Annotated in this window: 19 protein-coding genes and 9 tRNA genes; 14 read left to right on the top strand and 14 right to left on the bottom strand. The window is 60.0% G+C overall.

The annotated features are described in order from the left end of the window. Positions 1 to 39: 39 nt before the first annotated feature. Positions 40 to 2,658: an SLBB domain-containing protein gene (locus tag ACB030_RS09765; protein ID WP_371159386.1), complete on the bottom strand. Its 2,619-nt coding sequence runs from the start codon at positions 2,656 to 2,658 to the stop codon at positions 40 to 42. An 829-nt stretch (positions 2,659 to 3,487) separates the two neighbouring features. Here ACB030_RS09765 and ACB030_RS09760 point away from each other — a divergent pair. The 3 genes from ACB030_RS09760 to ACB030_RS09750 all read left to right on the top strand — a co-directional run bounded on the left by ACB030_RS09760 (position 3,488) and on the right by ACB030_RS09750 (position 5,013). Further along, positions 3,488 to 3,697, top strand: a complete 210-nt coding sequence (locus tag ACB030_RS09760; protein WP_205642364.1) for a YgdI/YgdR family lipoprotein — start codon at positions 3,488 to 3,490, stop codon at positions 3,695 to 3,697. A 301-nt stretch (positions 3,698 to 3,998) separates the two neighbouring features. Beyond that, positions 3,999 to 4,376, top strand: a complete 378-nt coding sequence (locus tag ACB030_RS09755) for a hypothetical protein (protein ID WP_371159384.1) — start codon at positions 3,999 to 4,001, stop codon at positions 4,374 to 4,376. Positions 4,377 to 4,401: 25 nt separating this feature from the next. Continuing rightward, positions 4,402 to 5,013, top strand: coding sequence for a LysE family translocator (locus ACB030_RS09750; RefSeq protein ID WP_371159383.1), 612 nt, complete (start codon positions 4,402 to 4,404; stop codon positions 5,011 to 5,013). Here ACB030_RS09750 and ACB030_RS09745 read toward each other — a convergent pair. From ACB030_RS09745 to ACB030_RS09735, 3 genes are all read right to left on the bottom strand, one after another. Beyond that, complete coding sequence (locus ACB030_RS09745) at positions 4,983 to 5,771, bottom strand: helix-turn-helix domain-containing protein (protein WP_371159381.1); 789 nt, start codon at positions 5,769 to 5,771, stop codon at positions 4,983 to 4,985. The genes ACB030_RS09750 and ACB030_RS09745 overlap by 31 nt on opposite strands. A gap of 156 nt (positions 5,772 to 5,927) precedes the next feature. After that, positions 5,928 to 9,491: an ATP-binding cassette domain-containing protein gene (locus ACB030_RS09740; protein ID WP_371159379.1), complete on the bottom strand. Its 3,564-nt coding sequence runs from the start codon at positions 9,489 to 9,491 to the stop codon at positions 5,928 to 5,930. A 99-nt stretch (positions 9,492 to 9,590) separates the two neighbouring features. Continuing rightward, complete coding sequence (locus ACB030_RS09735) at positions 9,591 to 10,868, bottom strand: alpha/beta hydrolase (RefSeq protein WP_371159377.1); 1,278 nt, start codon at positions 10,866 to 10,868, stop codon at positions 9,591 to 9,593. A 522-nt stretch (positions 10,869 to 11,390) separates the two neighbouring features. On the opposite strand from ACB030_RS09735, the gene ACB030_RS09730 reads away from it, so the two are divergent. Continuing rightward, positions 11,391 to 11,612 (top strand): hypothetical protein, encoded by a 222-nt coding sequence (locus tag ACB030_RS09730; protein ID WP_080675078.1) that lies wholly within the window; start codon positions 11,391 to 11,393, stop codon positions 11,610 to 11,612. Between the two features lie 64 nt (positions 11,613 to 11,676). On the opposite strand, the gene ACB030_RS09725 is transcribed toward ACB030_RS09730, so the two are convergent. Both ACB030_RS09725 and ACB030_RS09720 read right to left on the bottom strand, forming a co-directional pair. After that, positions 11,677 to 11,752 (bottom strand) — tRNA-Asn (locus ACB030_RS09725). 5 nt (positions 11,753 to 11,757) lie between these two features. Continuing rightward, positions 11,758 to 11,833: transfer RNA gene (locus ACB030_RS09720), tRNA-Phe, on the bottom strand. A 613-nt stretch (positions 11,834 to 12,446) separates the two neighbouring features. Between ACB030_RS09720 and rraB the strand changes: the two genes are divergently transcribed. Further along, on the top strand, positions 12,447 to 12,782 hold the full coding sequence (rraB, locus tag ACB030_RS09715; RefSeq protein ID WP_025325934.1) for a ribonuclease E inhibitor RraB: 336 nt from the start codon (positions 12,447 to 12,449) through the stop codon (positions 12,780 to 12,782). 91 nt (positions 12,783 to 12,873) lie between these two features. On the opposite strand, the gene ACB030_RS09710 is transcribed toward rraB, so the two are convergent. Further along, positions 12,874 to 14,844: a putative bifunctional diguanylate cyclase/phosphodiesterase gene (locus ACB030_RS09710; protein WP_371159375.1), complete on the bottom strand. Its 1,971-nt coding sequence runs from the start codon at positions 14,842 to 14,844 to the stop codon at positions 12,874 to 12,876. Between the two features lie 166 nt (positions 14,845 to 15,010). On the opposite strand from ACB030_RS09710, the gene ACB030_RS09705 reads away from it, so the two are divergent. Then, positions 15,011 to 15,505, top strand: coding sequence for a hypothetical protein (locus tag ACB030_RS09705; protein WP_106887711.1), 495 nt, complete (start codon positions 15,011 to 15,013; stop codon positions 15,503 to 15,505). A gap of 150 nt (positions 15,506 to 15,655) precedes the next feature. Here ACB030_RS09705 and ACB030_RS09700 read toward each other — a convergent pair whose 3' ends face one another. The 5 genes from ACB030_RS09700 to rsgA are packed head-to-tail and all read right to left on the bottom strand — an operon-like array spanning position 15,656 to position 18,528. Continuing rightward, positions 15,656 to 16,054 carry a hypothetical protein gene (locus tag ACB030_RS09700; RefSeq protein WP_371159373.1) on the bottom strand — a complete coding sequence of 133 codons (399 nt, stop codon included), beginning with the start codon at positions 16,052 to 16,054 and terminating at the stop codon, positions 15,656 to 15,658. Between the two features lie 2 nt (positions 16,055 to 16,056). Continuing rightward, positions 16,057 to 16,320: a DUF2960 domain-containing protein gene (locus ACB030_RS09695; RefSeq protein WP_025325938.1), complete on the bottom strand. Its 264-nt coding sequence runs from the start codon at positions 16,318 to 16,320 to the stop codon at positions 16,057 to 16,059. Continuing rightward, the gene (locus ACB030_RS09690) at positions 16,310 to 16,582 is read right to left on the bottom strand and encodes a VF530 family DNA-binding protein (protein WP_371159371.1); all 273 of its coding nucleotides are present in this window, start codon (positions 16,580 to 16,582) and stop codon (positions 16,310 to 16,312) included. Before ACB030_RS09690 ends, ACB030_RS09695 begins: the two co-directional genes overlap by 11 nt. Next, the gene (gene asd, locus ACB030_RS09685) at positions 16,579 to 17,451 is read right to left on the bottom strand and encodes an archaetidylserine decarboxylase (RefSeq protein ID WP_371159369.1); all 873 of its coding nucleotides are present in this window, start codon (positions 17,449 to 17,451) and stop codon (positions 16,579 to 16,581) included. Before asd ends, ACB030_RS09690 begins: the two co-directional genes overlap by 4 nt. 42 nt (positions 17,452 to 17,493) lie before the next feature. Then, positions 17,494 to 18,528: a small ribosomal subunit biogenesis GTPase RsgA gene (rsgA, locus tag ACB030_RS09680; RefSeq protein WP_371159367.1), complete on the bottom strand. Its 1,035-nt coding sequence runs from the start codon at positions 18,526 to 18,528 to the stop codon at positions 17,494 to 17,496. 91 nt (positions 18,529 to 18,619) lie between these two features. On the opposite strand from rsgA, the gene orn reads away from it, so the two are divergent. The 8 genes from orn to ACB030_RS09640 all read left to right on the top strand — a co-directional run bounded on the left by orn (position 18,620) and on the right by ACB030_RS09640 (position 20,052). Then, entirely contained in the window at positions 18,620 to 19,165 is a 546-nt protein-coding gene (gene orn / locus ACB030_RS09675) for an oligoribonuclease (RefSeq protein ID WP_139436732.1), read from the top strand. 177 nt (positions 19,166 to 19,342) lie between these two features. Then, positions 19,343 to 19,418, top strand: a tRNA-Gly gene (locus ACB030_RS09670). Positions 19,419 to 19,442: 24 nt separating this feature from the next. Next, positions 19,443 to 19,518 (top strand) — tRNA-Gly (locus ACB030_RS09665). Positions 19,519 to 19,547: 29 nt separating this feature from the next. Further along, positions 19,548 to 19,623, top strand: a tRNA-Gly gene (locus tag ACB030_RS09660). A 38-nt stretch (positions 19,624 to 19,661) separates the two neighbouring features. Then, a tRNA-Gly gene (locus ACB030_RS09655) sits at positions 19,662 to 19,737 on the top strand. A 25-nt stretch (positions 19,738 to 19,762) separates the two neighbouring features. Next, positions 19,763 to 19,838: transfer RNA gene (locus ACB030_RS09650), tRNA-Gly, on the top strand. Between the two features lie 38 nt (positions 19,839 to 19,876). Beyond that, positions 19,877 to 19,952 (top strand) — tRNA-Gly (locus tag ACB030_RS09645). 24 nt (positions 19,953 to 19,976) lie between these two features. After that, positions 19,977 to 20,052: transfer RNA gene (locus ACB030_RS09640), tRNA-Gly, on the top strand. Between the two features lie 434 nt (positions 20,053 to 20,486). Here ACB030_RS09640 and ACB030_RS09635 read toward each other — a convergent pair. Further along, positions 20,487 to 20,696 (bottom strand): cold-shock protein, encoded by a 210-nt coding sequence (locus tag ACB030_RS09635; RefSeq protein ID WP_005327092.1) that lies wholly within the window; start codon positions 20,694 to 20,696, stop codon positions 20,487 to 20,489. Positions 20,697 to 20,967: 271 nt separating this feature from the next. Next, complete coding sequence (locus ACB030_RS09630; RefSeq protein ID WP_041205123.1) at positions 20,968 to 21,636, bottom strand: LysM-like peptidoglycan-binding domain-containing protein; 669 nt, start codon at positions 21,634 to 21,636, stop codon at positions 20,968 to 20,970. Positions 21,637 to 21,710 lie beyond the last annotated feature (74 nt).

Genomic DNA, 21,710 nt, shown 5'->3' with positions numbered 1-21,710 from the left:
GTGAGTCCTATGGAATATAAAAGGATGCGTTCAATGGCATTATTTTATTGCGGACCAGGCCACGCCCAACTGATACATGATCTGTGTAGCGGAAGACATGATGCTCAGGTTATCCAGATAATCGGAGTCCACCGGCACTATGATGGTGTCACCCGGCTCGAGACTCTTGCGTCCGCCAAACCAGCTGTCACTCGGCAGTATTACACTGCCATTGGCCTTTATCACATAGACGCGATCGGTATCGGCTTGTTTTTTGGTTCCACCGGCAAGACTGATGTATTCATTGATGCTGGTGTTCTCTTTATAGATATGAGAAGAGGGGAATTGCACCATGCCTGCAATGGAGACCACATTCTGCATGGTCGGGATATATAATTTATCGCCATCCTCCAACAATATATCGGATTGCTTTTCTCCAGAGAGCAGTGCTGGCATATCAATGGTCATCCGCCCAATGGCCTTGCTGTTCTCCAGTTGATTCACAACCGTCATTGCTTCGGCAGGAGAGCTGCTGTAGTTGGTAATGGTACTCTGCCTGCGCAAGGTCATGGTCGATATTTCTTGGCGAAGCTCATCACGCAGCATCACCAGCCGCTGCTCTTCCTGCTGGTGCAAAGCTTTACGAGCAAATATCGCTCCATTGGGATTGGCGTAGGCAGTAATGCCACCCACCCGCTCGATCAGATCATGCAGGCTTTCTCCCCGGCGCACGGTGTAAGTGCCAGGGAATTTCACTTCACCGAAGACCTGAACGGTTGCCTCTTCCCGCCATTGTGGGTGGGGCAGGACGTTGATATTGTCTTTGGATTGTAGGAGGGGCGAACTGTAAGGGCTATTGGCTGTGTCCAGGGAGAATCGCTCATTCTGGACCAGGATGCTGTCACCACGCTCATTGACGCGGGACAGTTCGACAATGTTGGCCTGCTCATTGAATCCACCTGCGGCGAGAATGGCGTCAGACATGCGACTGTTGCCGGTCAGTGGGTAGAGGCCCGGGTATTTCACTTCCCCCCTGACTTCCATGATCTTGACCGGCTGACCCTGAGTCGACTGCGCTTTCAAGCGCTCGATGATTGGCGCCAACAAGGCTTGCCTGGAGTCAGCCACAACGGCATCTGTTGCCGTTTTATCGGAGAGGGAGGAGAGCTTGATCTGGCTATCGGTATTCAATTCATCACTTTTGACATTGGCGCCGGTGGATGCATCTGTGTGCATCATGACTGCGTTGCTCAATTCTTGCGACTTGGTTCCGAGGTCTTTTACTTTTGTATTAGTCGCAGCAGTCTCTCTGAGCCTGTCCGTGGCATCATTTCGGAACACCAGCACCTGATCCCGGGCCTGCAGCAGGACATCATCCTTGCCACCAGGATGTTGCAGGGCATTGCCCAAATTGAATTGAATCACGCTGATATTACGCTGGGAGTCAATCTCTCTGACCACCAGAGCGTAACTCAAATCGGTAGCCGAAATGAGGTCTCGCTCAACACTCTGCAAAATAGTGCTGACCCGAGTACCGGGAGAGAAGCTGTAGACACCATCACGAACTACTGCACCTTTGACCACAATGGCCTGACTATATTCGGTGCTGCTCGGTTTGACCGATATTTTGTCCCCGTCCCGAATACTGAAAAGGCGATCATGGGCGTTGGCCAATGTCAGGTTGAATACCCTGAGACCGCTATCGGTGTGGCGCTCTACGGAGACCTCTTGCAACGCGGCGGCTTTTACGCCGCCAGCCAGTGCGAGCACATCCGCCAACGGCGCCGAATTTCTCAGCTCGTAAATGGCAGGGCGCTTGACCAGCCCGTTGATGGCGACCTCACTGCCCTTGGCAGGAACAAACACAGTATCTCCGGCCTGTAAACGGATGTCTTGGCTGGTATCACCCCATACAAGCATCTTGTAGAGATCCACATCGATGACTTTTTGCCCTGCGCGTTTCACCTGGATTTTTCGCAAGGAACCGACTGTGTCTATGCCACCAGCGGCCTGCAATACCTGAGTCACGGTCGCCATGCCACTGACATTATAAGCACCGGGGCGGTAGGCGTCTCCCATGACAAATACCTGCATGGAACGCATTGAACCAAAGCTGATAAAGGAATTTACACCAATCATCTGCTCCTTGATCCTGGATTCAAGGTCACGTCTGAATTGCTGGAAGGTTAATCCGCTGGCAGAGATAGGGCCGAGACTGGGAAAATCAATAAAACCTTCCCGGCCGACACTCAAATCATAAACCGCATTTTCTTTACCGTAGAGTTGAACATGAATTTCATCTCCTGGCCCAATTACATAGTCATCAGCAACTGGCATGTCGGTAATAGGCGCATCCAGGATGGGTTCACCGGCAAATACATTATACCCAAATGGCTGTAAATCCCCTGGTTGTGCCACTCCGGCAACCAGGGGGCGCTGGGATACCTGGCTATAATCCAGTTCACGTGGAGCGGCAACAGGAACTGATGGTGTGACAGGGGTAATGGCACTGGCGCTATTTAGCTGTTCAGTAGATACACCATATTGTTTGGCCAGAGCCTGCTGTTCTGCAGGTGGCAGACGCTTGAATTGCTCCATCATCTGCGGGCTTATCTGCGGAGCAGCGAAAATATTAAAACTAATCGCAGCTAAGATCCATGGCGATGTTATAAATTTCATTTTACGTAAAGCCTTGCAATGTGTTTGTTTTGACTGCTACAAGTGGTCGACATAAAGTAAATCATGTTCACTCATCAATTAAGTGGGTGATGTTTTATGTGCTATTTCCTGTAAAAGGATTGTGCTCCATCATTGCAATATCTGTGGATGATATCTTATGTTTTATCGTTCGCAGTAATTTAACGCACACTGACTCGCGTACTGTGCAATCAGTACGGACAGTATGGGTCGTGACCATCATATATTGGCGACATAAGGGCATCACACAAACAGCATCAAATTGCTGCTCTGTCACAGTATTGCGAAGTTACTCAATGAGGGGCTCATCGTGGTGTTCATGTGGACTGGAGGTAAAACAGACATAGCTACCGCATCCGAATGACATATCGGCATGAAATGTAATTTCTTTGTTACTAAACTTGCTCGCCAGACAGATCGTGTCGCATCTGACGGGGCGAAAAAGATGAATCATTGATGGTTTTAGTAATTATGTTGCCATTTGAATTCAGTGTCGGAATCTATCAAAAGCGTATTTTTTTGCAACATATATCAGACAATTCTCAGTCTGAACGTCGGATGATTCTCAATCTCTAGTATTTTGAGTGAGAAATGATGCGCAATGTAATCAGTTGGTTTCTTTTGTGGTGATAGTGTGTTTGTTTTTTGTTTAATCTTTTTTTTGTTGAATTTGAATGAAAGTACTTACTTGGGTGTTGACTTATTATGTTATTTTCCATTTTCTTTTCATCGTGGCGCGGCCCTGAATCCTCCCGAGCTAGCTAGGCTTCACTTATGAACCTAGTGGTGAGTGTGAAAAGGAGGACGGGCGATGAAACGACGGATGATGATCCTGGTGTGCGTGCTGGGGCTGGTGGCGTGCAGCTCTCAATACATCATGAGCACCCGGGACGGGAAGATGATTACCACCGACAGCAAGCCCACGCTGGATGAAGACACGGGCATGTACCGCTACTACGATGCAGAGGGGCGGGAAGTGCATATCAAGAAGGACGATATCACCCAGATCATGGAACGTTGACCCGGACTGGCTACCGGGTGTATTCGCAAGGGCGTCTCGGAGGAGGCGCCCTTGCCATTTTCTGGCAGGCATTTATTCATCGTTACAAGAGGGGAGGCCATCCCTGGTCGACATGTCCAGCCAGGGCAGCGCCTCACAGAACACGAGGCTGAGTCGGCCTTCTTCATCCTCCATTCTATTACTTGAATCCCATGGTGGTGCTGGCGTTTCCGTTGTCTGGCTAGGATAAAAAGTCAATTTTTTCCAATACAAATTCATCATGAATGGTGTCATATGACCTCATATTACATGGAGGTAAATGATGAAGATGGAATTTTGGCCCCCCAGGGCGACGCACTCTGTCCATATGCTGACGCTGATGCCGCCCCCTGCGCTCCCAGGCAGGCTGCGGGAGGATATCCGCCGCGTGCTGAGTCTGGTTGCCAGTCTGCGTGAGCTGGAGGGAGACCTTGAGGGAACGCGCCCCCAGCAAAGCCGTCTGTACGAGTCCCTGATGATATTGCTCGCGGAGATGGCCCAGCGGGCAGAGGATCCCGAGCTTGGACAGCTGTTCGGTGCCTTGTCGGAGAGCCTGGCTGGTGAGAGTCAAAAGAGCTCGATGTTGGCCGCGTCTTGGGCAGCAGGGCCCTGGCCGGGAGAGGGTGACCGTTACCATCAAACCATCTGGGAGAAAGTGTGACATGGCGTTTTACAATGGATTTCTTTTGAGTCTTTCTCTGTGTCTGGACATAGGCCTGGCCAACATGGCGATGATCACCCTGGCCATGTCCCGCGGCTTTTCCCACGGCTTCTGGCTCGGGGTGGGAACCTGCGTGGGGGACCTGATCTATGCCATGCTCGCCATGGCGGGCATGGCCGTGCTGCTGCAGTTTGAAATGGTGCGCTGGAGCCTCTGGATCTTTGGTTCGGTCACCCTGATCTGGTTGACCATCAAGATGGGCTACGCGGCGCTGCAGGCACAGGATGGCGAGTTGAAAGGGGTTGCGCAGTCCGGGGGGCGCTGGCGCCTGTTCGGTCGCGGCATGGTGCTGGCGCTCTCCTCACCGACCGCCATCCTCTGGTTTGCGGCCGTGGGGGGCGCCATCATCGCGAGGCAGGGGGCGGATCCCCTGAATGCCGGGCTCTTCCTCTCCGGCTTCTTCAGTGCGGGGATCCTCTGGGCCCTGGTGCTCTGCACCCTTGCCTATCAGGGTGGGCGGTTGCTGGGGGAGAAGATGGTGCGCTTCTCCTACCTGGCGTCGGCGCTGATCTTCGCCTATTTCGCCTGTTACGTGATCTATCAGGGTTATGTCGAGTTTGTGCCGGGGGCTCCGTAGCGGCTCGGACTGATCCCCATGACGCGGCGAAAGGCATTGCTCATGTGGCTCTGGTCATAGAAGCCCAGCGCCAGCGCTATCTGGGAGGGCTTCTCTCCTTGCAGCAGGCGGCGACGGGCCTCCATCAGTCTCAGCTGGTTGAAATAGTGGATGGGCGGAACATGCAGCGCCTGCTGAAAGCTGCGAACCAGATGGAATTTGGAGCAGCAGGCCACCTGGCAAAGATCATCCAGGCTGATCTCCTGGCTGAGGTGGTCGCGCATGTAATCAAGCAGTTGGGGCAGCCGCCCCTGCAGCAATCGCGGCGTGGGGTCGCTAGTGCGTTGCAGGGCGGCGAGCAGGCGCACCAGGGCTTCTTCCCGCTGATTGGCCGAGGGGTGTCGATGCAGATCCAGAATGGCGTCGAACAACGTCGGGATCTGGTGTACTCCCTCCATGAATGCGGGGGACGACTGGCCGGACAGGAGTCCCGCCTCGTCCAGCAGGCTCTTCACCCGCTCCTGTGACAGATGCAGGCTGATGAAGCGGGTATCTTCCCCAAAGGTGGAGGCCTGCATGGTCAGCGGGTTGTAGAGCGTCACCTGGCCCGGCGCCACCTCCTGCTCCTTGCCGTCAAACCAGATACGTTCCTGGCCGCTCAAGTTTGCCGAGAGCACATATTCCTCGTGGGTATGGCGAGGATAACCCCCTCCCTGGCTGCTGATCAGGGCGACTTCCAGCTGTGGTTGGCGCGCAACCACCTCCATCCTTGGAGACATGACACATCCTTGTGAGCCTGACTGTTTCGGGCTCTTTTTATAGCAGCTTTGTTGCTTATTTGGTATCCACATGAGAATCGCTTGTTTGCGATATTACCGATAAAGGAAGGGCTGCCCGCGGGCAGCCCTACTCATGTCGGCGAGGTCGCAGAGATCTCAGCCCGTCAGTTCCCCCACCTGGCGGTTTACCTGACCGGCGAACAGCTGGTGGAAGCGGGAGTCCGGATTGGCCAGCAGGCTGACCGGGGATCCCTGCTCCACCACAGTGCCTGCCTCCATCACCACGACTTTGTCCACCGACAGCAGCGGCTCCAGATGGTGGGCGATCACCAGATAGCTGGCCTCGGGCCGGTAGCGATAGAGCAGCTCCGCCATCTTGCGCATGCCGCCGTGGCTGAGATCCGAGGTGGCTTCGTCCAGCACTATGAGGGGGCGGCGCGACAGCAGTATGCGGGCGATGACCAGCAGTTGGGTCTCGCCGGCGGAGAGTTGCAGCCTGTCGAGATCTTCGTCCAGCCGGCCGGCGCAGCGCTCGGCCAGACCCACCCGGGTCAGCGCCTGCTCCAGCGCGGCGTCGCTCTGCTCGCTCAGGGGGGCGAGATTCGCGCGCAGGGTGCCAAAGAAGGTGAGGGGGATCTGGGAGACGGTGTCGTAGAGATCCCGCACCGCCTCCGGCGCCAGGGCAGAGAGTGGCTGATCGCCGTAATAGATCTCCCCCTGGGAGGCGGGGTACATGGCCTGCAGCACCCCGAGTAGGGAGCTCTTGCCTGCCCCGGTACGCCCGCACACGCCCACCTTCTCGCCGGGGGCCAGCTCGAAGTTGACCCTGTGCAGGGCCCATTGGCTGGCGCCCGGGTAGCGCAGCCCCAGGTTGTCGAAGCGCACCGCCGGATGGAGGATGGCGAGAGCCTCTCCCTCCTGGCGCTCGCTCTCTATCTCGCTGTATTCACGCACCCGCTCCACCGCATTCATCACCTGCTCCACTTCGGCGAAGGTACGGATCAGGGAGTTGAGCATGGCCGAGGCGGTAAAGGCGTAGGTGATGGCCACAGCTCCCAGCAGCGGGCTGTTGCCAAAGGCCACCATCAGTGCCACTGCCCCCACTAGGGCGGCGGAGAGCAGGGTCTGGTGCATGCCGAGCCAGCGGTTGATGGAAGTGGTGGTGTACCAGCTGCGCAGGTTGTTGTCATAGTGATGCAGCACCTGATCCAGGGCGAAGCGCTCGGCCCCGGCCAGGCGCAGGGCGGGGGCGCCGCGAATGGTCTCGCTGATGCTGATGTAGAGCGGCGAGCGCAGCACCGAGGACTGGCGCCGCAGCTTGAGCTGTACCGCCCGGTAGCGCCGTTGCAGCACGTAGAGCGCCCAGCCCACCAGAGGGGCGATGAGCAGCAGCAGGGGAATGTTGATGCCGATGACCACCACCTGCAGAGCCACAGAGACCAGCATGCCGAACAGTCCCATCAGCATGGACAGCAGCACCTCCTGGGCCTCCCCGAGATCCCGGTCGAAGCGGTTGAGGATGCGCCCCTGGGGCACCTTGTCGAAGAAGGCCATGGGGGCGCGGCTGATGCGGCCCAGCATGCCGTCGAACAGGGTCCAGGCCAGCTTGAGGCCGAGTTTGTAGTTGATGACCCGCACCACCATGATGCAGACCAGCGATCCCGCCCCCAGCAGCACATAGATGCCGAGCAGGGTGTTCACATCGATCACCTCGGCCTTGCCGCCGAGCCAGAGATCCGAGGCGATGCGCAGCCCCTCCTGACCCAGGGTGAGCAGCAGGGCGATCAGGATGACGCCGGGGGCGGCCAGGCGCTGCCACATGAAGCCAAACAGCCCCCAGTCCACCTTGCCCTCCACCACTTTTTCTTCGCTGAACTGATCCGCCTCCTGGGGGGGGACCGGAGGAGTGGGCTGCGGGTGCTGGATGAGATCCGCCAGCTGGTGGGCGCCTAACTCCACCAGTCGGCCCTGCTCGATGCGGATCACCCTATCGCAGTGGGCCAGCACATCCGGGTCGTGGCTCACCAGCAGCCGGGTCGGCCCCGGCTTGAAGGCGAGCCCCTGCTCCAGCACCTGGGCCGAGACCATGGGATCCAGCGCAGACAAGGGGTTGTCCAGCAGCAGGAGATCGGCCTCTGCATAGAGCGCCCGGGCCAGGGCGACCCGCTGCTGCTGACCGCCGGAGAGGCGGGTGCCGAGCTCACCCACCAGGGTCTGATCCCCGTGGCTCAGCAGCCCCAGATCCGTGGTGAGGGCGCAGGCACCGAGCACCCAGTGGTAGCGTGCCTCGTGCCAGGGTTGGCCGAACAGAATGTTGTTGCGGATGCTGTCGTTCATCAGCCAGGGTTTGTGGCCGAGGTGCGCCACCCGGCCGTTGCGGCGGATAGCCCCCTCAAAGCCGTTGTCAAAACCGGCGACCAGGTGCAGCAGGCAGCTCTTGCCCGCCCCGGTCGCCCCCGTGATCCCCACCAGCTCCCCCGGCTCGATGTGCAGACTGACCCCCTGCAACACAGGTTTTTGTTGGTGCAGGGCGGTGACCGCATCGAGGCGCAGGCTGCCGACGGGCAGGCTGGGATCGCCGAGATCCCGATGCTGCTCCGGGCCATTCAAGAACTCGCACAGCCGGTTGAAGCCGGTATTGAAGTTGATCAGGGTGCGGATGAGGTAAGGCAGCCGCATCATGGGGATCCGCAGCACCGCGAACAGGGCTATGGTGGTGAACACCTGGGGCAGAGTCAGGCTCTGGCCCGAGGCCAGATAGGTGGTGAAGGTGGCGAGCGTCACCAGCAGCGGGGTGCTCATCATCAGGAAGCTGTTGATGGCATCGAGCTTGAGCACCCGGCCGAGCACGCCCAGCTCCTGCTGGCGCTTGGCGTTGGCCGCCCGGGTGAAGAAGGCACCGAGCCCGTTCTGGCGCACCAGCCGCAGCTTCTTGATGTATTCCGCCAGTATGCCGTTGCGCTCGTCCTGCTGGCGCTTGAGCTGCTGCTCCTGCTGGTTCATGCGGCGCACCACCCGGGTGGAGAGCAGCAGCAGCAGGGTGAGCACAGCAAAGCCCACCAGACCGGCGCTGCCCACTTGCCACACCAGCAGGGCTATGGTGCCCGCCAGTTGCAGCGCCATGGTGAGCGGCATGGCGGGATCTGCCAATATCCAGGTGATGTCCCACACGTCCCGGTTGATGAGGTTCTGTACCCGGCCGCCGGCGCGGTCGTCGAAGCTCTTGCCACCGAGCTTCATCACCTTGGCGAGCAGGGATTCGGCCAGCAGACGGCGAATGGGGACGTGCATCTTGAGCGCCAGTTGCAACGAGTGCTCCGCCAGCATGCCGGCGGCCAGCACAGAGGCAAACAGGGCGAAGGCGAGCAGCAGCTTGTGGCCGGTGCTGGCCCCAGTGCCGAGCTGGGTCATGCTGTGGTTGAGCAGCCAGGGGCTGGCCAGGGTGGCCAGCATGCCGATCAGCTGCAGCAGGGTGAGCAGGCCGATGCGGCGACGGTAGTGGCGCCAGATAAAGGCCATGATGGGCCAGGGGCGCACCGGCGCAGCGGCGGTGAGCGCGAGGAAGGCATCGGCCCGTGCGTCGCGCCTGTCTTCCGGCAGCAGGGGGTAGAGATCGTCGAGACCGACCTGGGGCTCGGTCAGCCCCTTGCGTTGCAGCGGGCCCGTCCAGTGATAGAAGAGGCGGCTCAGCCAGCCGGCCGAGGTTTCCGGATGATCCAAAGGGTGTCCTTGTTGTTTTGTGTTGCTTCCGACAGGGCGGGGCGGCTCATGGGCCGCCCTCGATATTCTTTTTATGGCGGGCTCGTCGCCCGAGCGGGATCAGCAGCCCCGATTCATGCGGATGAGCCTGTCCAGGATCTGCTCGCCGTCGACTCTCAGGCCGTTGTGCTCGTACTCGTTGGTGATCCAGGCGCGGCTGTTGCCAAGGCCCCTGAGGGTATCGCGGCTGTAGTCGAACTCCACGTACATGTCTTCGGCATAGACGGCGCAGGCGACCGGCACGGGGTTCTTAGCCAGTTGCACCGGGTCGTAGAGGGGGCCCCAATCGGCCTTCTTGGCCAGCAGGTGGGCGGCCTCCTTGAGCGGCATCAACTCGCGGAATTGCTCGAACATCCAGGGGAAGATCATCTCGCCGGTGAAGGCGAAGTCCTTGCCGGGCGCCCAGGCCAAGGCCGGAAACTCCCCCCTGACCCGCTCGGCCGCCCAGTTGCTGGCGCTCCCCTCGCAATAGATGGACTCGTGCAAAATGGCGAACACCGGATTGGTGTTGAACGGCTGCATGGTCTGCATCTTGTAGAGGAAGGCGGGGTTGATCCGCTCGCCGATGAAGGCGTCTTCCAGCAGGTAGTAGAGCTCCTCGAAGGCGCCGCTGGCGCCGAGATCCAGCCCCTGCTGCTGCAACTGCTCCACCGTCAGCCGCTGGCCGTTGGGCAGGCGCACATCGTGGCGGTGCAGGTGGGTCGCCAGTCGGTTGGCGATGGCCTGGGCATGGGGGAAGCGGGCGAAGAAGGCGCGGTTCTTGTCCGCCACCCTCTGGTAGGTGGCGCGGTAGACCTCGTCCGCGCTGCGACCCAGGGGGGCCACGCCGCCGGTGAGGTAGACCTCGTGCAGGCTGTCCGGGAACAGGGAGAGATAGGTGAGGCTGCAAAAGCCGCCGAAGCTCTGACCAAGCAGGCTCCAGGGTCGATCCGGGCTCAAGATCTCGCGAATGTATTCGGCGTCCCGCACTATGCTGTCGGCGCGAAAATGGCTGAGGTAGTCTGCCTGCTCCCCCGGGGTGAGCCCTGCCAGCGCTTCGGCGCTGATGGGGGTGGAGTGGCCGGTGCCGCGCTGATCGAGCAGCAGCACCCGAAACTCCTGCAGGGCCCGTTTGATCCAGCCGCTGCTCGCGGTCGGGCGCGGCGCGCCAAAGCCCGGCCCTCCCTGCAGATAGAGCAGCCAGGGCAGCTCGTCATCCAGCCTGTCCTGGCGACAGAGGATGCGGCCAAACAGGGTGATGCTCTCCTCGTCATCCGGTTTCTGGTGGTTGAGGGGCACGGTGAAGAAGTGTGGCTCGCAATGGATGCCATCCAGCACATAGTGCAAGGGGCTGCTCATCTGGGGTCTCCCTGGGATCGGAAATCATCGGCCTCATCATAGCCCCGGCTGGCAGACGGGTCACGCCGGTTTTCCCGATATTGGGCGGACCCATGACGAGGCTCTCTCCCGAGCGCCCGGCCGCTTTATTGTTGCGGACCGATTGACCTTGAGCTGAACCGGGATCAAGATGAGCGGCCTGCCGAGGAGGGCAGGGGAGCTGGACACAACAGGATGAGGTGGGCTCGATGAAGCCGCGATGGATAAGGTTCAGAAAGAGAAGAAAAGAGACGGATCCTGAGGGCGTGCTGCAGGCAGGGTTGCTGGTATTCAGCGCCACCTGCGGGGCGACCCTGTTGCTGGCGGCCTGTAACGGCGGCTAGCAGTCATGAAAGGCCCACCCGACAGGGTGGGCCTCTTCATTTGTCTCCCTTTTTCGGCAGGGGTGGACCGGCCTGGAGCCCTTTGCTGGCGTGGGTTTGCGGTAGTCTGATACCTGCTGCTATGGTCAATTTACGACGGGATCCACAGAGGGAGGCGATCATGAATAGTCGTGAAAGGGTACTGGCTCATTTGGCCACAGATCACCGGGTTGCAGGATTGACCGCTGGCGAGGCTCTGGCCGGTATCAGCCACTCGATGAGTTCGCTCCTGCTGCAACAAGATCAGCACTTCTTTCGCTCTCATGCCGATGATCCTTGTCACGAGGTCGCCCGGGCATGTTCTGCCGGTCATGTCTGGCACGGTGACGAGAATCGCTATTAGGGGATGACATTTCGGGAAGGGGAGATGCAGAAAGGCCCGCTCAGATGAGCGGGCCTTTCGAATTTGGCTCCTCCTGCTGGACTTGAACCAGCGACATACGGATTAACAGTCCGCCGTTCTACCGACTGAACTAAGGAGGAATTATTGGTGCCCAGAGACGGAATCGAACCGCCGACACGGGGATTTTCAATCCCCTGCTCTACCGACTGAGCTATCTGGGCAACGGCGCGCATTAAACCCTTTCTGCGCCGAGGTGTCAACCGCCGGGGGCAGATTGTGGCATCGTTCGCTCGATAACCGAACAATCAGCCCTGTTTCATCCGTTTTTCCGCCCTGTCGTGCCGTTTTCATGGGCAACCCGGGCAAAAGGGGGGGGCGGATTCCCCCTGGACGGGCGTCATGACTCAGTGACGACCATGACCCAGGCCCATCATAGGGGCGAGCCGATGAGCGGGCGCCTTGCATCTGAGGGGGTGTCATTCAAGCGAGCTCTGTCATGCTCCCGGGCTGACCCTCTGTCATCGGCACCTCCAGGGTGGGAAATACCGATGCCCAAAGAGCCTGCAATCTGTCTTGCTTGCCTCAAGCCGGAGGGGGCTGTGCCTGTCAAAGGCGGGTTATTGCACTTTTTGACCTTTTTACGGACACCCCCCTTTGGTGGGGAGCGGGCAAGGCAGTTATCTTGGTTCGCCGCATTGAGCCCGTTGCGCTCTGCGGGTATGCTTTGCCGCAACCATCCCCCTGGCGGCGACCCGGGCCGACGCGGCCGCAGCGTGCCTGCCAGCAGGGGCTGACATCCATCCAATACCGCCTGGGGTTTATATGAGTATCAACATGCAAGAGTGGCGCGACGAGACCACCGCCATTGTCAACGAGCTGCTGGCCGATGGCAGCAACCCGAGTCTGGACTACGAGATTGAGCACCACTTTGCCTGCCAGGACTTCGATCTGCTGGAGAAGGCGGCGGTCGACCTGTTCAAGGCCGGTTTTGAAGTGACAGATGCCGAGGAGATGGAGCTGGACGACGGCGCCACCATCTTCTGCTTCGATGCCACAGTGGAGTGCAAGCTGGATATCGAGACCATAGTGGCCGACATCGAGAAGATGCTGCCTATCCTGGAAAAGTACGGCGTGGACTACGACGGTTGGGGCACCTACTTCCAGGAGTAAGGTGTACTCGTCAGCGCATCGAGAAGATGTTGCCCTTGCCCTCGACAGATAATAAAAAGGCCACCTCGGTGGCCTTTTTGCTGTGCGCGAGTCAGTCGGGCAACTGGTAGCTGCGGGCAAACTCGGCGGGGGGCAGGGGGCGGCTGAACAGGTAACCCTGCAGGCGATCGCAGCCCGCCTGTGCCAGCCAGGCCTGCTGCTCCACGGTTTCCACCCCTTCGGCGGTGATCCTGATACCGAGTTCATGGCCGAGCCCGATGACGGAGCGCACTATGGCGGTGGTGGCCTGGTTGCTGGCCAGCCCCTGGGTGAAGCTCCTGTCGAGCTTGAGGGTGGCCACCTGCAGCCTGGGCAGGTAGGCGAGGGAGCAGTAACCTGTGCCGAAGTCGTCGATGGCGAGCTGGAAGCCCGCCTCGATGAGGCAGGCGAGGTTGCTCTCTATCTCGTCGGCATTCTCCATCAGCACCCCTTCGGTGATCTCCAGCTCCAGCTGCCAGGGGGCCAGCCCGTGGCGCTCGATGCAGTCGAAGATCTGCGGGCAGAGTTCGGGATCGCGGAACTGCAGCGGTGACAGGTTGATGGAGAGCACCAGATCCGGGGCCGCCACCTGCCAGTGGGCCAGCTGGGCACAACCCAGCTCCAGCATCAGCTGGCCGAGCTGGCCGATGAGGCCCAACTCTTCCGCCAGGGGAATGAACTCGTCGGGGGAGATCATGCCGAACTCAGGATGAGGCCAGCGGCAGAGCAGCTCGGCCCCGTGCAGTCGGTTGCTGTGGGTGCAGATGATGGGCTGGTAGACGGCGGTCAGCTCGGCCGACTTGATGGCCAGCGGCAGCTGGGCGGCGATGTGCTGACGGCGCTTGAGCTTGGCGTCCAGCTCGGGGTCGAACAGGGTGCAGTGCTGCTGCTGGCGCTTGCCCTGGGCCAGAGCGGCTTCCGCGTGGCTCAGCAGGCGCTCGGCCTCCTTGGCCTTGCCGTGGGCGATGCCGAGGAAGACCGGGATCTGGATCCTGTGCTCCTCGACCTGGTAGGGGGCCATCAGCTCCTGTTGCAGGTTGCGGCTCCACTCATCCAGGGAGAGGGGGAGCTCCGGCAGCAGCAGGGCGAAGTCATCGGCGGCGACCCGGCAGAGCAGGGACTGGGGCGGCGCCAGGCGTTGCAGGCGGCGCGCCACCTGGCTGAGCAGGCGGTCGGCGACCCGGATGCCGAAGCGATCGTTGATCTCGCGAAAATGTTGCAGATCCACCAGCAGCAGGCTGGCCTTGCGGGCGCCGAGGTGGCGGCTGGTCTGCAGGAAGTGTGAAAGCTTGAGCAGGCCGGTCAGGCTGTCGTAGTGCTGCTCCTGTTGCAACTGGGCCTGGGTGGTGCGCAGCCCTGTGATGTCACGGCTCAGGGTGAGAATGCCGAGGGAGTTGCCCTCGTCGTCCGGCACTTCGACCCGGGTGACCTCCAGGTGGCGGCCCTTGCCCTGGGCATCCACCACGCAATATTCCCCCTGTCCCAGGGTCTGTTCGACGGGCAGACGAGGGGGCACTCGCCGACCCAGGGCGTCGCTTGCTGTCAGGCCCATGAAGTCGAGGAAGGCCTGATTGCAGTCGATGAGTACGCCCTGGTGATCTTCGAGGCGGATGAGATCCGGGATGGCATCCAGCAGGCGGCGTTGCAGCAGCTGTTGCTGGCGGAAGGTCTGCTCCAGCTCCTTGCGCTGGTCGATGGCGCTGACCATGGCGAAGAGGGCGAGGGGGTCGCCCTGCTCGTCATAGAGCGACACCTTGTGGATCTCCATCCAGTTGGCGCCGGCGCCGCCGTGGCAGTGCAATTGCTGGTGCAGCAGGGGTTTGCCCTCGGCCAGCAGGCGCCCGTCCTCCTCGCGGAACAGATCGCCCCAGGGCATCTCGGCGTCCGTCTTGCCGATGAGGTCGCTCGGCTGCAACAGTCCTGCCTCCCGGGCGAAGGCCTTGTTGGCAAACAGGTACCGTCCGGCCGTATCCCGGCAGAAGATATTCATGGGTAACTGGTCGATGATCTGCTGCAGCAGCGCCAGGGAGAGTGAAGAATTCACGTGAGCACTCACGGGGGAGACTTCGAGCAAATCTATGATAACAGGTCAGTTTTGTAAAGCTTGGGTTAAGAATCCGCCATTTATGTGGATCCCTGCTGACAGTCTGTGTCGTGATCGCCATAATAGCCGCCGGTTGGCCTATGGCCTTATGGACGAGAGAAGCAGCATGAAGAAGATAATGGGGGGCGCCCTGGCCCTGTTGATGGTGGGTTGTGCCAGTGACAACAATGGTGGCGAGCAGTACCGCTATACTCCGCCGGTTGCCAAGGCGACCAACAACACTCAGGAGATGGCAATTCCGGTGGATCTGGTGTGGGCCCGCGCCGAGAAGTGGTTTGGCGATCACGGTCTGAACATCGAGAACAGCCAGCGCGGCTCAGGTCTGATGACCGCCAACGTCGAAAACGCGGCCGAGGGGCTGGAGTGGCTGGATTGCGGCACCATGGGTTCCAAGGTCGCACTGGGCAACCCCAATCTGCAGATCAACCTGATCATCACCCAGAGCGGCAACAACAGCGTGGCGACCGTCAACGTCAAGGGCAACACCCAGCTCTACTTCGTCGAATCCTCCGGCGAGCGCGTGCTGGCTCCCTCCATCACACCGGTCTGCGTCTCCCGCGGCAGCCTGGAGCAGAGCCTGTTCGCCACCCTGGGCAACTGATCCCGCCCTGCCGAACAGCATGAAAACCCCGTTGCCTGCAACGGGGTTTTTGTTTTGGGTCGCGAGCGCCTTGAGCCCGAACCGGCTCTGGGCCAAAAACATAACCCCCGGCTGGGCCGGGGGTTATGTCGTACTGGCAGCGGTTGCCGTTTAGAGCGCGCTGTCACCGTGAAACAGCGCCCGCTCGCCGGACTTGAGTACATAACCCTTCCAGGGGAAGAGCTGGTAGGCTCCTCCCTGCCAGGACCAGTTCCCTTCCTCGCCCTGGCGCTCAAGGGGGATCAGCTCGCCGCTTGGCAGGGTCAGCTCGGCCTTGCTCTGATCGGCGTTGAACAGCACGAAGGCGCTGCCGGTCTCGGTGGCCTCGAGGGATTGCAGGCGCACCCCCTGTTCGAACAGGCGTACGCACTGGCCGAGCAGGGGGGACCACTGGTAACCGGCGCTGGCACGGCAGCCGTGGGCATCCTGATCGTTGCCGACCAGCTGGGGAGGCTGGGTGCTGCAGGCCGCCAGCAGCAGGGAGGCGGCCATCAGAGTCAGGGTTCGCATGCTCACTCCTGCTTGTCTTCGAGAGTGTCCCGCTCGATCACGACGTTGGAGAAGCCCAGCTCCTTGAAGTAGTTCTCCCTGTAGTCCTTCACGCTCTTCTTGTCGCGGCGGCACACCTGGGCCAGCTGGGCCTCCATGGCGTGGAAGCTGGAGAGATCCAGCCCCTCGGCCGCGGCAATGGCGTCATAGATGCTGTTGAACTTGTCGTTGGCGTAGCCTATCTCTTTGGCCTGCTTCTTGTAGGTGTAGGTAATCTTAAACGCCACTGGGGTCTTCCTTCTGTTTGGCCTGTTTGCGTTGCACGTAGAGATAGAGACTCTCTACCTTCTCTCGCGCCCAGGGGGTCTTGCGCAGGAACTTCAGGCTGGACTTGACGCTGGGATCGTCGGTGAAGCAGCGGATGTTGATCTGCTGCCCCAGTTGTTCCCAGCCGTAGTGCTCGACCAGGGCGGTGACGATCGCCTCCAGGGTCAGCCCGTGCAGCGGGTTGTTTTTCTGCGAGCTAGCAGGCTTGGACTGGTCACTCATGCCTGCTCCGCCAGCTTGGCAAAGGGCTGACCCATGCGGGTGGTGACGCCGTTGGCCAGGTGGGGTTCGAAACCGGCCAGCATGCCCGGGCCAAACAGGCAGACCACGGTGCTGCCGAGCTTGAACAGGCCCATCTCGGCGCCCTTTTGCAGGGTGATGGCCTGGTCGCCAGTGTAATCCCAGCGCACCACTTCCTTCTGTCTGGTCGGCGCTATGTTGCCGGCCCAGATGGTCTCGATGCTGGCGACGATAGTGGCGCCAACCAGCACCAGCGCCATGGGGCCGTGGGGGGTGCGGAAGGTGGCAACCACCCGCTCGTTGCGGGCGAACAGGTTGGGCACGTTCTCGGCGGTGAGCGGGTTGACGGAGAAGAGATCCCCCGGCACGAACACCATGCTCTCCAGCACGCCGTCCAGCGGCATGTGGATGCGGTGATAATCCTTGGGCGCCAGATAGATGGTGGCAAAGTCCCCATCCTTGAATGGCGCCACCAGATCCTCGAAGCCGCCCAGCAGCTCGCGGGCGCTGTAGTCGTGGCCCTTGGCCTGGATGATGCGGCCCTGATGGATGGGGCCGAGCTGGCTGACGGTGCCGTCCACCGGCAGGGCCAGGGTCATGGCATCCTCGACCAGGGGGCGGATCCCCGGCTTGAGCTCGCGGGTGAAGAAGGCGTTGAAGCTCGCGTAGTGGGCCGGATCTTCGTGCAGCGCTTCGCTCATGTCGACGCCGTACTGCTTGATAAAGGCCTCGATCACCCGGGTGGTGAGGTTGCCAGCCTCGGCGGCGGCAAGCTTGCCGACCAGGCGGGAGATGGCGTGTTTGGGCAGGCAGTATTGACCGGCAATTTTCAGGTTGTCAGTGATGCTCATGATCTTCATCTGCTCTTTCTAAAAAGAGGGAGGTTGATTGGGTCACAGCCGGGCTTGTTGCCGACCGTGGCGGGCTTCCTGCATGGTTTCCAGGATGCGGTGATAGTTGTGGAAGCGGTCAGGGCTGATGGCGCCACTGCTGACCGCCGCCCGCAGGGCGCAGCCGGGATCGTCCTTGTGGGTGCAGTCACGGAACTTGCAACTGCCGAGGTAGTCGCGAAACTCCACGAAACACCAGGTGATGCGATCGGCTTCCAGGTGCCAGAGGGCGAACTCGCGGATCCCGGGGGAGTCGATGAGATCGCCGCCGCTCGGGAAGTGATAGAGCCGCGCCGTGGTGGTGGTGTGGGTGCCCAGCCCCGAGTTTTCGGAGATCTCGCCGGTGAGCACGCCGAGCCCCGGCATCAGGGCGTTGGTGAGGGACGACTTGCCCACCCCGGACTGGCCGACGAAGATGCTGATCTTGTCGGTCAGGGCGGCTTTCAGCTCATCGAGCCCTTCGCCGCTCTCGCAGCTCACCAGGATCACCGGGTAGCCGAGCTTGCGGTAGGCGGCGAGCTGGCCCTCGACCCGGGTGTGGGCCGCCTCGTCCAGCATGTCGACCTTGTTCAGCACGATGAGGGGGGCGATCTCCACATCCTCGGCGGCCACCAGGTAGCGGTCGACTATGTTGGTGGAGAACTCGGGCATCACCGCCGAGACGATGACTATCTGGTCGATATTGGCGGCGATGGGTTTGACCCCGTCGTAGAAGTCCGGCCTGGTCAGCACGGAGTGACGGGGATGCACCGCCTCGATGACCCCGGCGGTCGCGGCATTGAGGCCGGGACGCCACACCACCTTGTCACCGCACACCAGGCTGTTGATGCTGCTGCGCCTCAGGTTGCTGCGGTGTATGGTGCCGTCGACGGCTTCCACGTCCGCATGCTGGCCGAAGCGGCTGATCACCACCCCTTCGATGGCCGGGCCAAACAGGGTGTCATCCACCACAGTGGTGTGATCTTTTTGCAGCCGCCGCTCGCGGTTGGCCTGAACGCGCCTCTGCTGACCCAGATTGAGTTTTGCTTTCTTTGCCACTCGATTCGCCAGTTTATGAACAGATCCAAAGCCAGTATGATACATGCAAATTGGCAAAATTCCGCCATTCCTCCCAATAGAGAGAGCAATCATGACAGTCAGCGCGCAGAACCTGGTATGGATCGACATGGAGATGACGGGGCTGGACCCCGAAGAGAACGTGGTTCTGGAGATTGCCACCATCATCACCGACAAGGATCTGAACGTGCTGGCACAAGGGCCCGTCATCGCCATTCACCAGAGCGATGAAGAGCTGGCCAAGATGGACGAGTGGAACGTCAACACCCACACCAAGAGCGGGCTGGTGGCCCGGGTCAAGGCGAGCGAGCACGACGAAGCCCGCGCCGTGGCCGAAACCCTCGAGTTCATCCGTCAGTGGGTGCCGGAGCGCACCAGCCCCCTGTGCGGCAACAGCATTGGCCAGGATCGCCGCTTCATGGTCAAGCACATGGGGGAGCTGGAAGCCTTCTTCCACTACCGCAACGTCGACGTCAGCACCATCAAGGAGCTGGTGCGCCGCTGGCAGCCGGAGCTGCTGGAAAAGTTCACCAAGAGCGGTTCCCACCAGGCGCTGGACGACATCCGCGAGTCCATCGCCGAACTGCAGTTCTACCGCAGCCACGTCTTCAAAATCTGAGTCCCCGGCAAGGGGTTGCCGTCGCCCGGTTGCTAAAATCGGCAGTTCGGCCAGCTTTTGAGCGAACGGCTGCACAGTGACAAAAAAGCCCTTGCAATTGGAATGACTGCTCTTATAATTCGGCTCCCGTACAGTAGCGCAAGCAACCAAATGCTGTACGGCCGTTTTAAGGCAGTTGCGGGAATAGCTCAGTTGGTAGAGCACGACCTTGCCAAGGTCGGGGTCGCGAGTTCGAGTCTCGTTTCCCGCTCCAAAAGTTTGCAGATGATATTCCGATGCGGGAATAGCTCAGTTGGTAGAGCACGACCTTGCCAAGGTCGGGGTCGCGAGTTCGAGTCTCGTTTCCCGCTCCAATCATCAGCACAGCCTCAAGACACATGTAGCGGGAATAGCTCAGTTGGTAGAGCACGACCTTGCCAAGGTCGGGGTCGCGAGTTCGAGTCTCGTTTCCCGCTCCAATACGTATTAGTAAGCTACTGCAGATGATTATTCCGATGCGGGAATAGCTCAGTTGGTAGAGCACGACCTTGCCAAGGTCGGGGTCGCGAGTTCGAGTCTCGTTTCCCGCTCCAAATCACTTGCAGAAGACATCCTGTTGCGGGAATAGCTCAGTTGGTAGAGCACGACCTTGCCAAGGTCGGGGTCGCGAGTTCGAGTCTCGTTTCCCGCTCCAATACGTATTAGTTAGCTACTGCAGATGATTATTCCGATGCGGGAATAGCTCAGTTGGTAGAGCACGACCTTGCCAAGGTCGGGGTCGCGAGTTCGAGTCTCGTTTCCCGCTCCAATCACTTGCAGAAGACATCCTGTTGCGGGAATAGCTCAGTTGGTAGAGCACGACCTTGCCAAGGTCGGGGTCGCGAGTTCGAGTCTCGTTTCCCGCTCCAATCTCTCTTCGAGTCCTTCGAATTCAATCTCTCTCCTCCAAGTTCACGAATCCAATTTCTCAGCACAATCACTGCCACATCCAGTTGGTAGAGCATGATCCACGCTTGCCAAGGCTGGGGTCGCGAGTTCGAGTCTCGTTTCCCGCTCCAATCTCTCTTCGTAGTCCTAGTCGTTCATTCTTTTTCTTATCCCCATTCGAATAGATTCCGTATCGCGCCGCGATGCTTTTTCATATCCGCTTGTCAGCACCTGTGCCGGTTTCCCGTCATTGCCCTCGGTCCATGGACTATGGCGGCGGCAGCTGAGCGTAGGTGGCTTGGGAGAGGGGGGAGGCAGGTCAGGGCGGCGAAGAGCTCGCCTGATACGGGGCGGGGAATGGCAGACAAAAAAATAGGAGGGGCCTTGGCTCCTCCTGCGAGTTCACGGGTGCGGCTTAGAGCAGAGTCACGTTCTCAGCCTGCGGGCCTTTCTTGCCCTGGGTCACGGTGAACTGGACTTTTTGACCTTCAGCCAGGGTCTTGAAACCAGTGCTCTGGATGGAGGAGAAGTGAACGAAAACGTCCGGTCCCTGGGATTGCTCGATGAAGCCAAAACCCTTGGTTTCGTTGAACCATTTTACTTGGCCGGTGCGAATGTCAGACATGTGGTAAGTCCTATCTATAACAAAATGAAACTAACGCCTTGTTGGGCAGCATTTGCCTAGAATGCAGGGGCCTACCCATGACTGACTACGTCGATGTGTTCCAGTGGCATGCAGTACAATCCCTGTCTAAAGCACAATCGATTGTACTGGAGCCCGATCCCTTGTCAATTTGGCACTTTTCATTTTTTGAGCGAGCTAAAAGTATTGGGAAGTCAGCGGCTTGTTTCATGCTTTTGGTCAAAAAAACGGGAGGCCATGGCCTCCCGTTTTTTTATTCCTTGAGGGCGAACCCTTCACCCTGTCGGTCGTAGCGGTAGTTTGCCTGACCGAAGGAGCGGATCTCGACCCGCTGGATGCGGCGTCCTGTGTCCACCAGGATGAACACCGACTTGCCCGATTGCAGCCGGGTCAGCGGCCTGTCCGGCCCCTCTATGGCGATCAGGCGGCTCAGCTCGGCCCCAGGCAATTCAAACTTGCGCCAGATGGAGTAAAGGGTCTCGCCAGCCTGCACCTCGTGCTGCAGCCAGGTGCCATCGACCTTCTCCTCGACCGGTTTGGCCGCAGCCGGCGCACTGCTTGCGGCCCCGTTGCCCACGGTCAGTGCCTGGGTCGGCACGGCCAGCGGCACGGCGAGCGAACCGGAAGGAGCCGCCTTGGGGGCTGCGGGGGCGGGTTCCCAGGCCAGCAGCAACAGCCAGAGAGGCACCAGCACCAGCAGACCAATGGTGTGCTTGCGCGGCAGCGGGCTCGCCAGCTTGAATGAACTGGTTCTGGGTTCCTTGTTGCGCTGACCAAGGCCGCTCATGCCCTGACCGAGGCGTTGACGCAGGGGCAGGGTCGCTGCATTGATACGATGGAGCAGGGTTCCTTGTGATTCGTCTTGGCGACGCTGCTGGGCTCGTCTGTTATGGCCACGTGGGCGACGGTCCGGGGTGGGCACGGCATTTACCTCTCACTACATTGCCTGCCATCAGGCAAATATAGTGCCTATGGTAAACGGACTCGCCCCCGAGG

Source organism: Aeromonas sp. S16(2024) (assembly GCF_041403065.1).
Lineage (GTDB): Bacteria > Pseudomonadota > Gammaproteobacteria > Enterobacterales > Aeromonadaceae > Aeromonas.
Note: the sequence above shows the minus strand (reverse complement) of the source record. Positions and strands in the feature narration are given on the sequence as shown.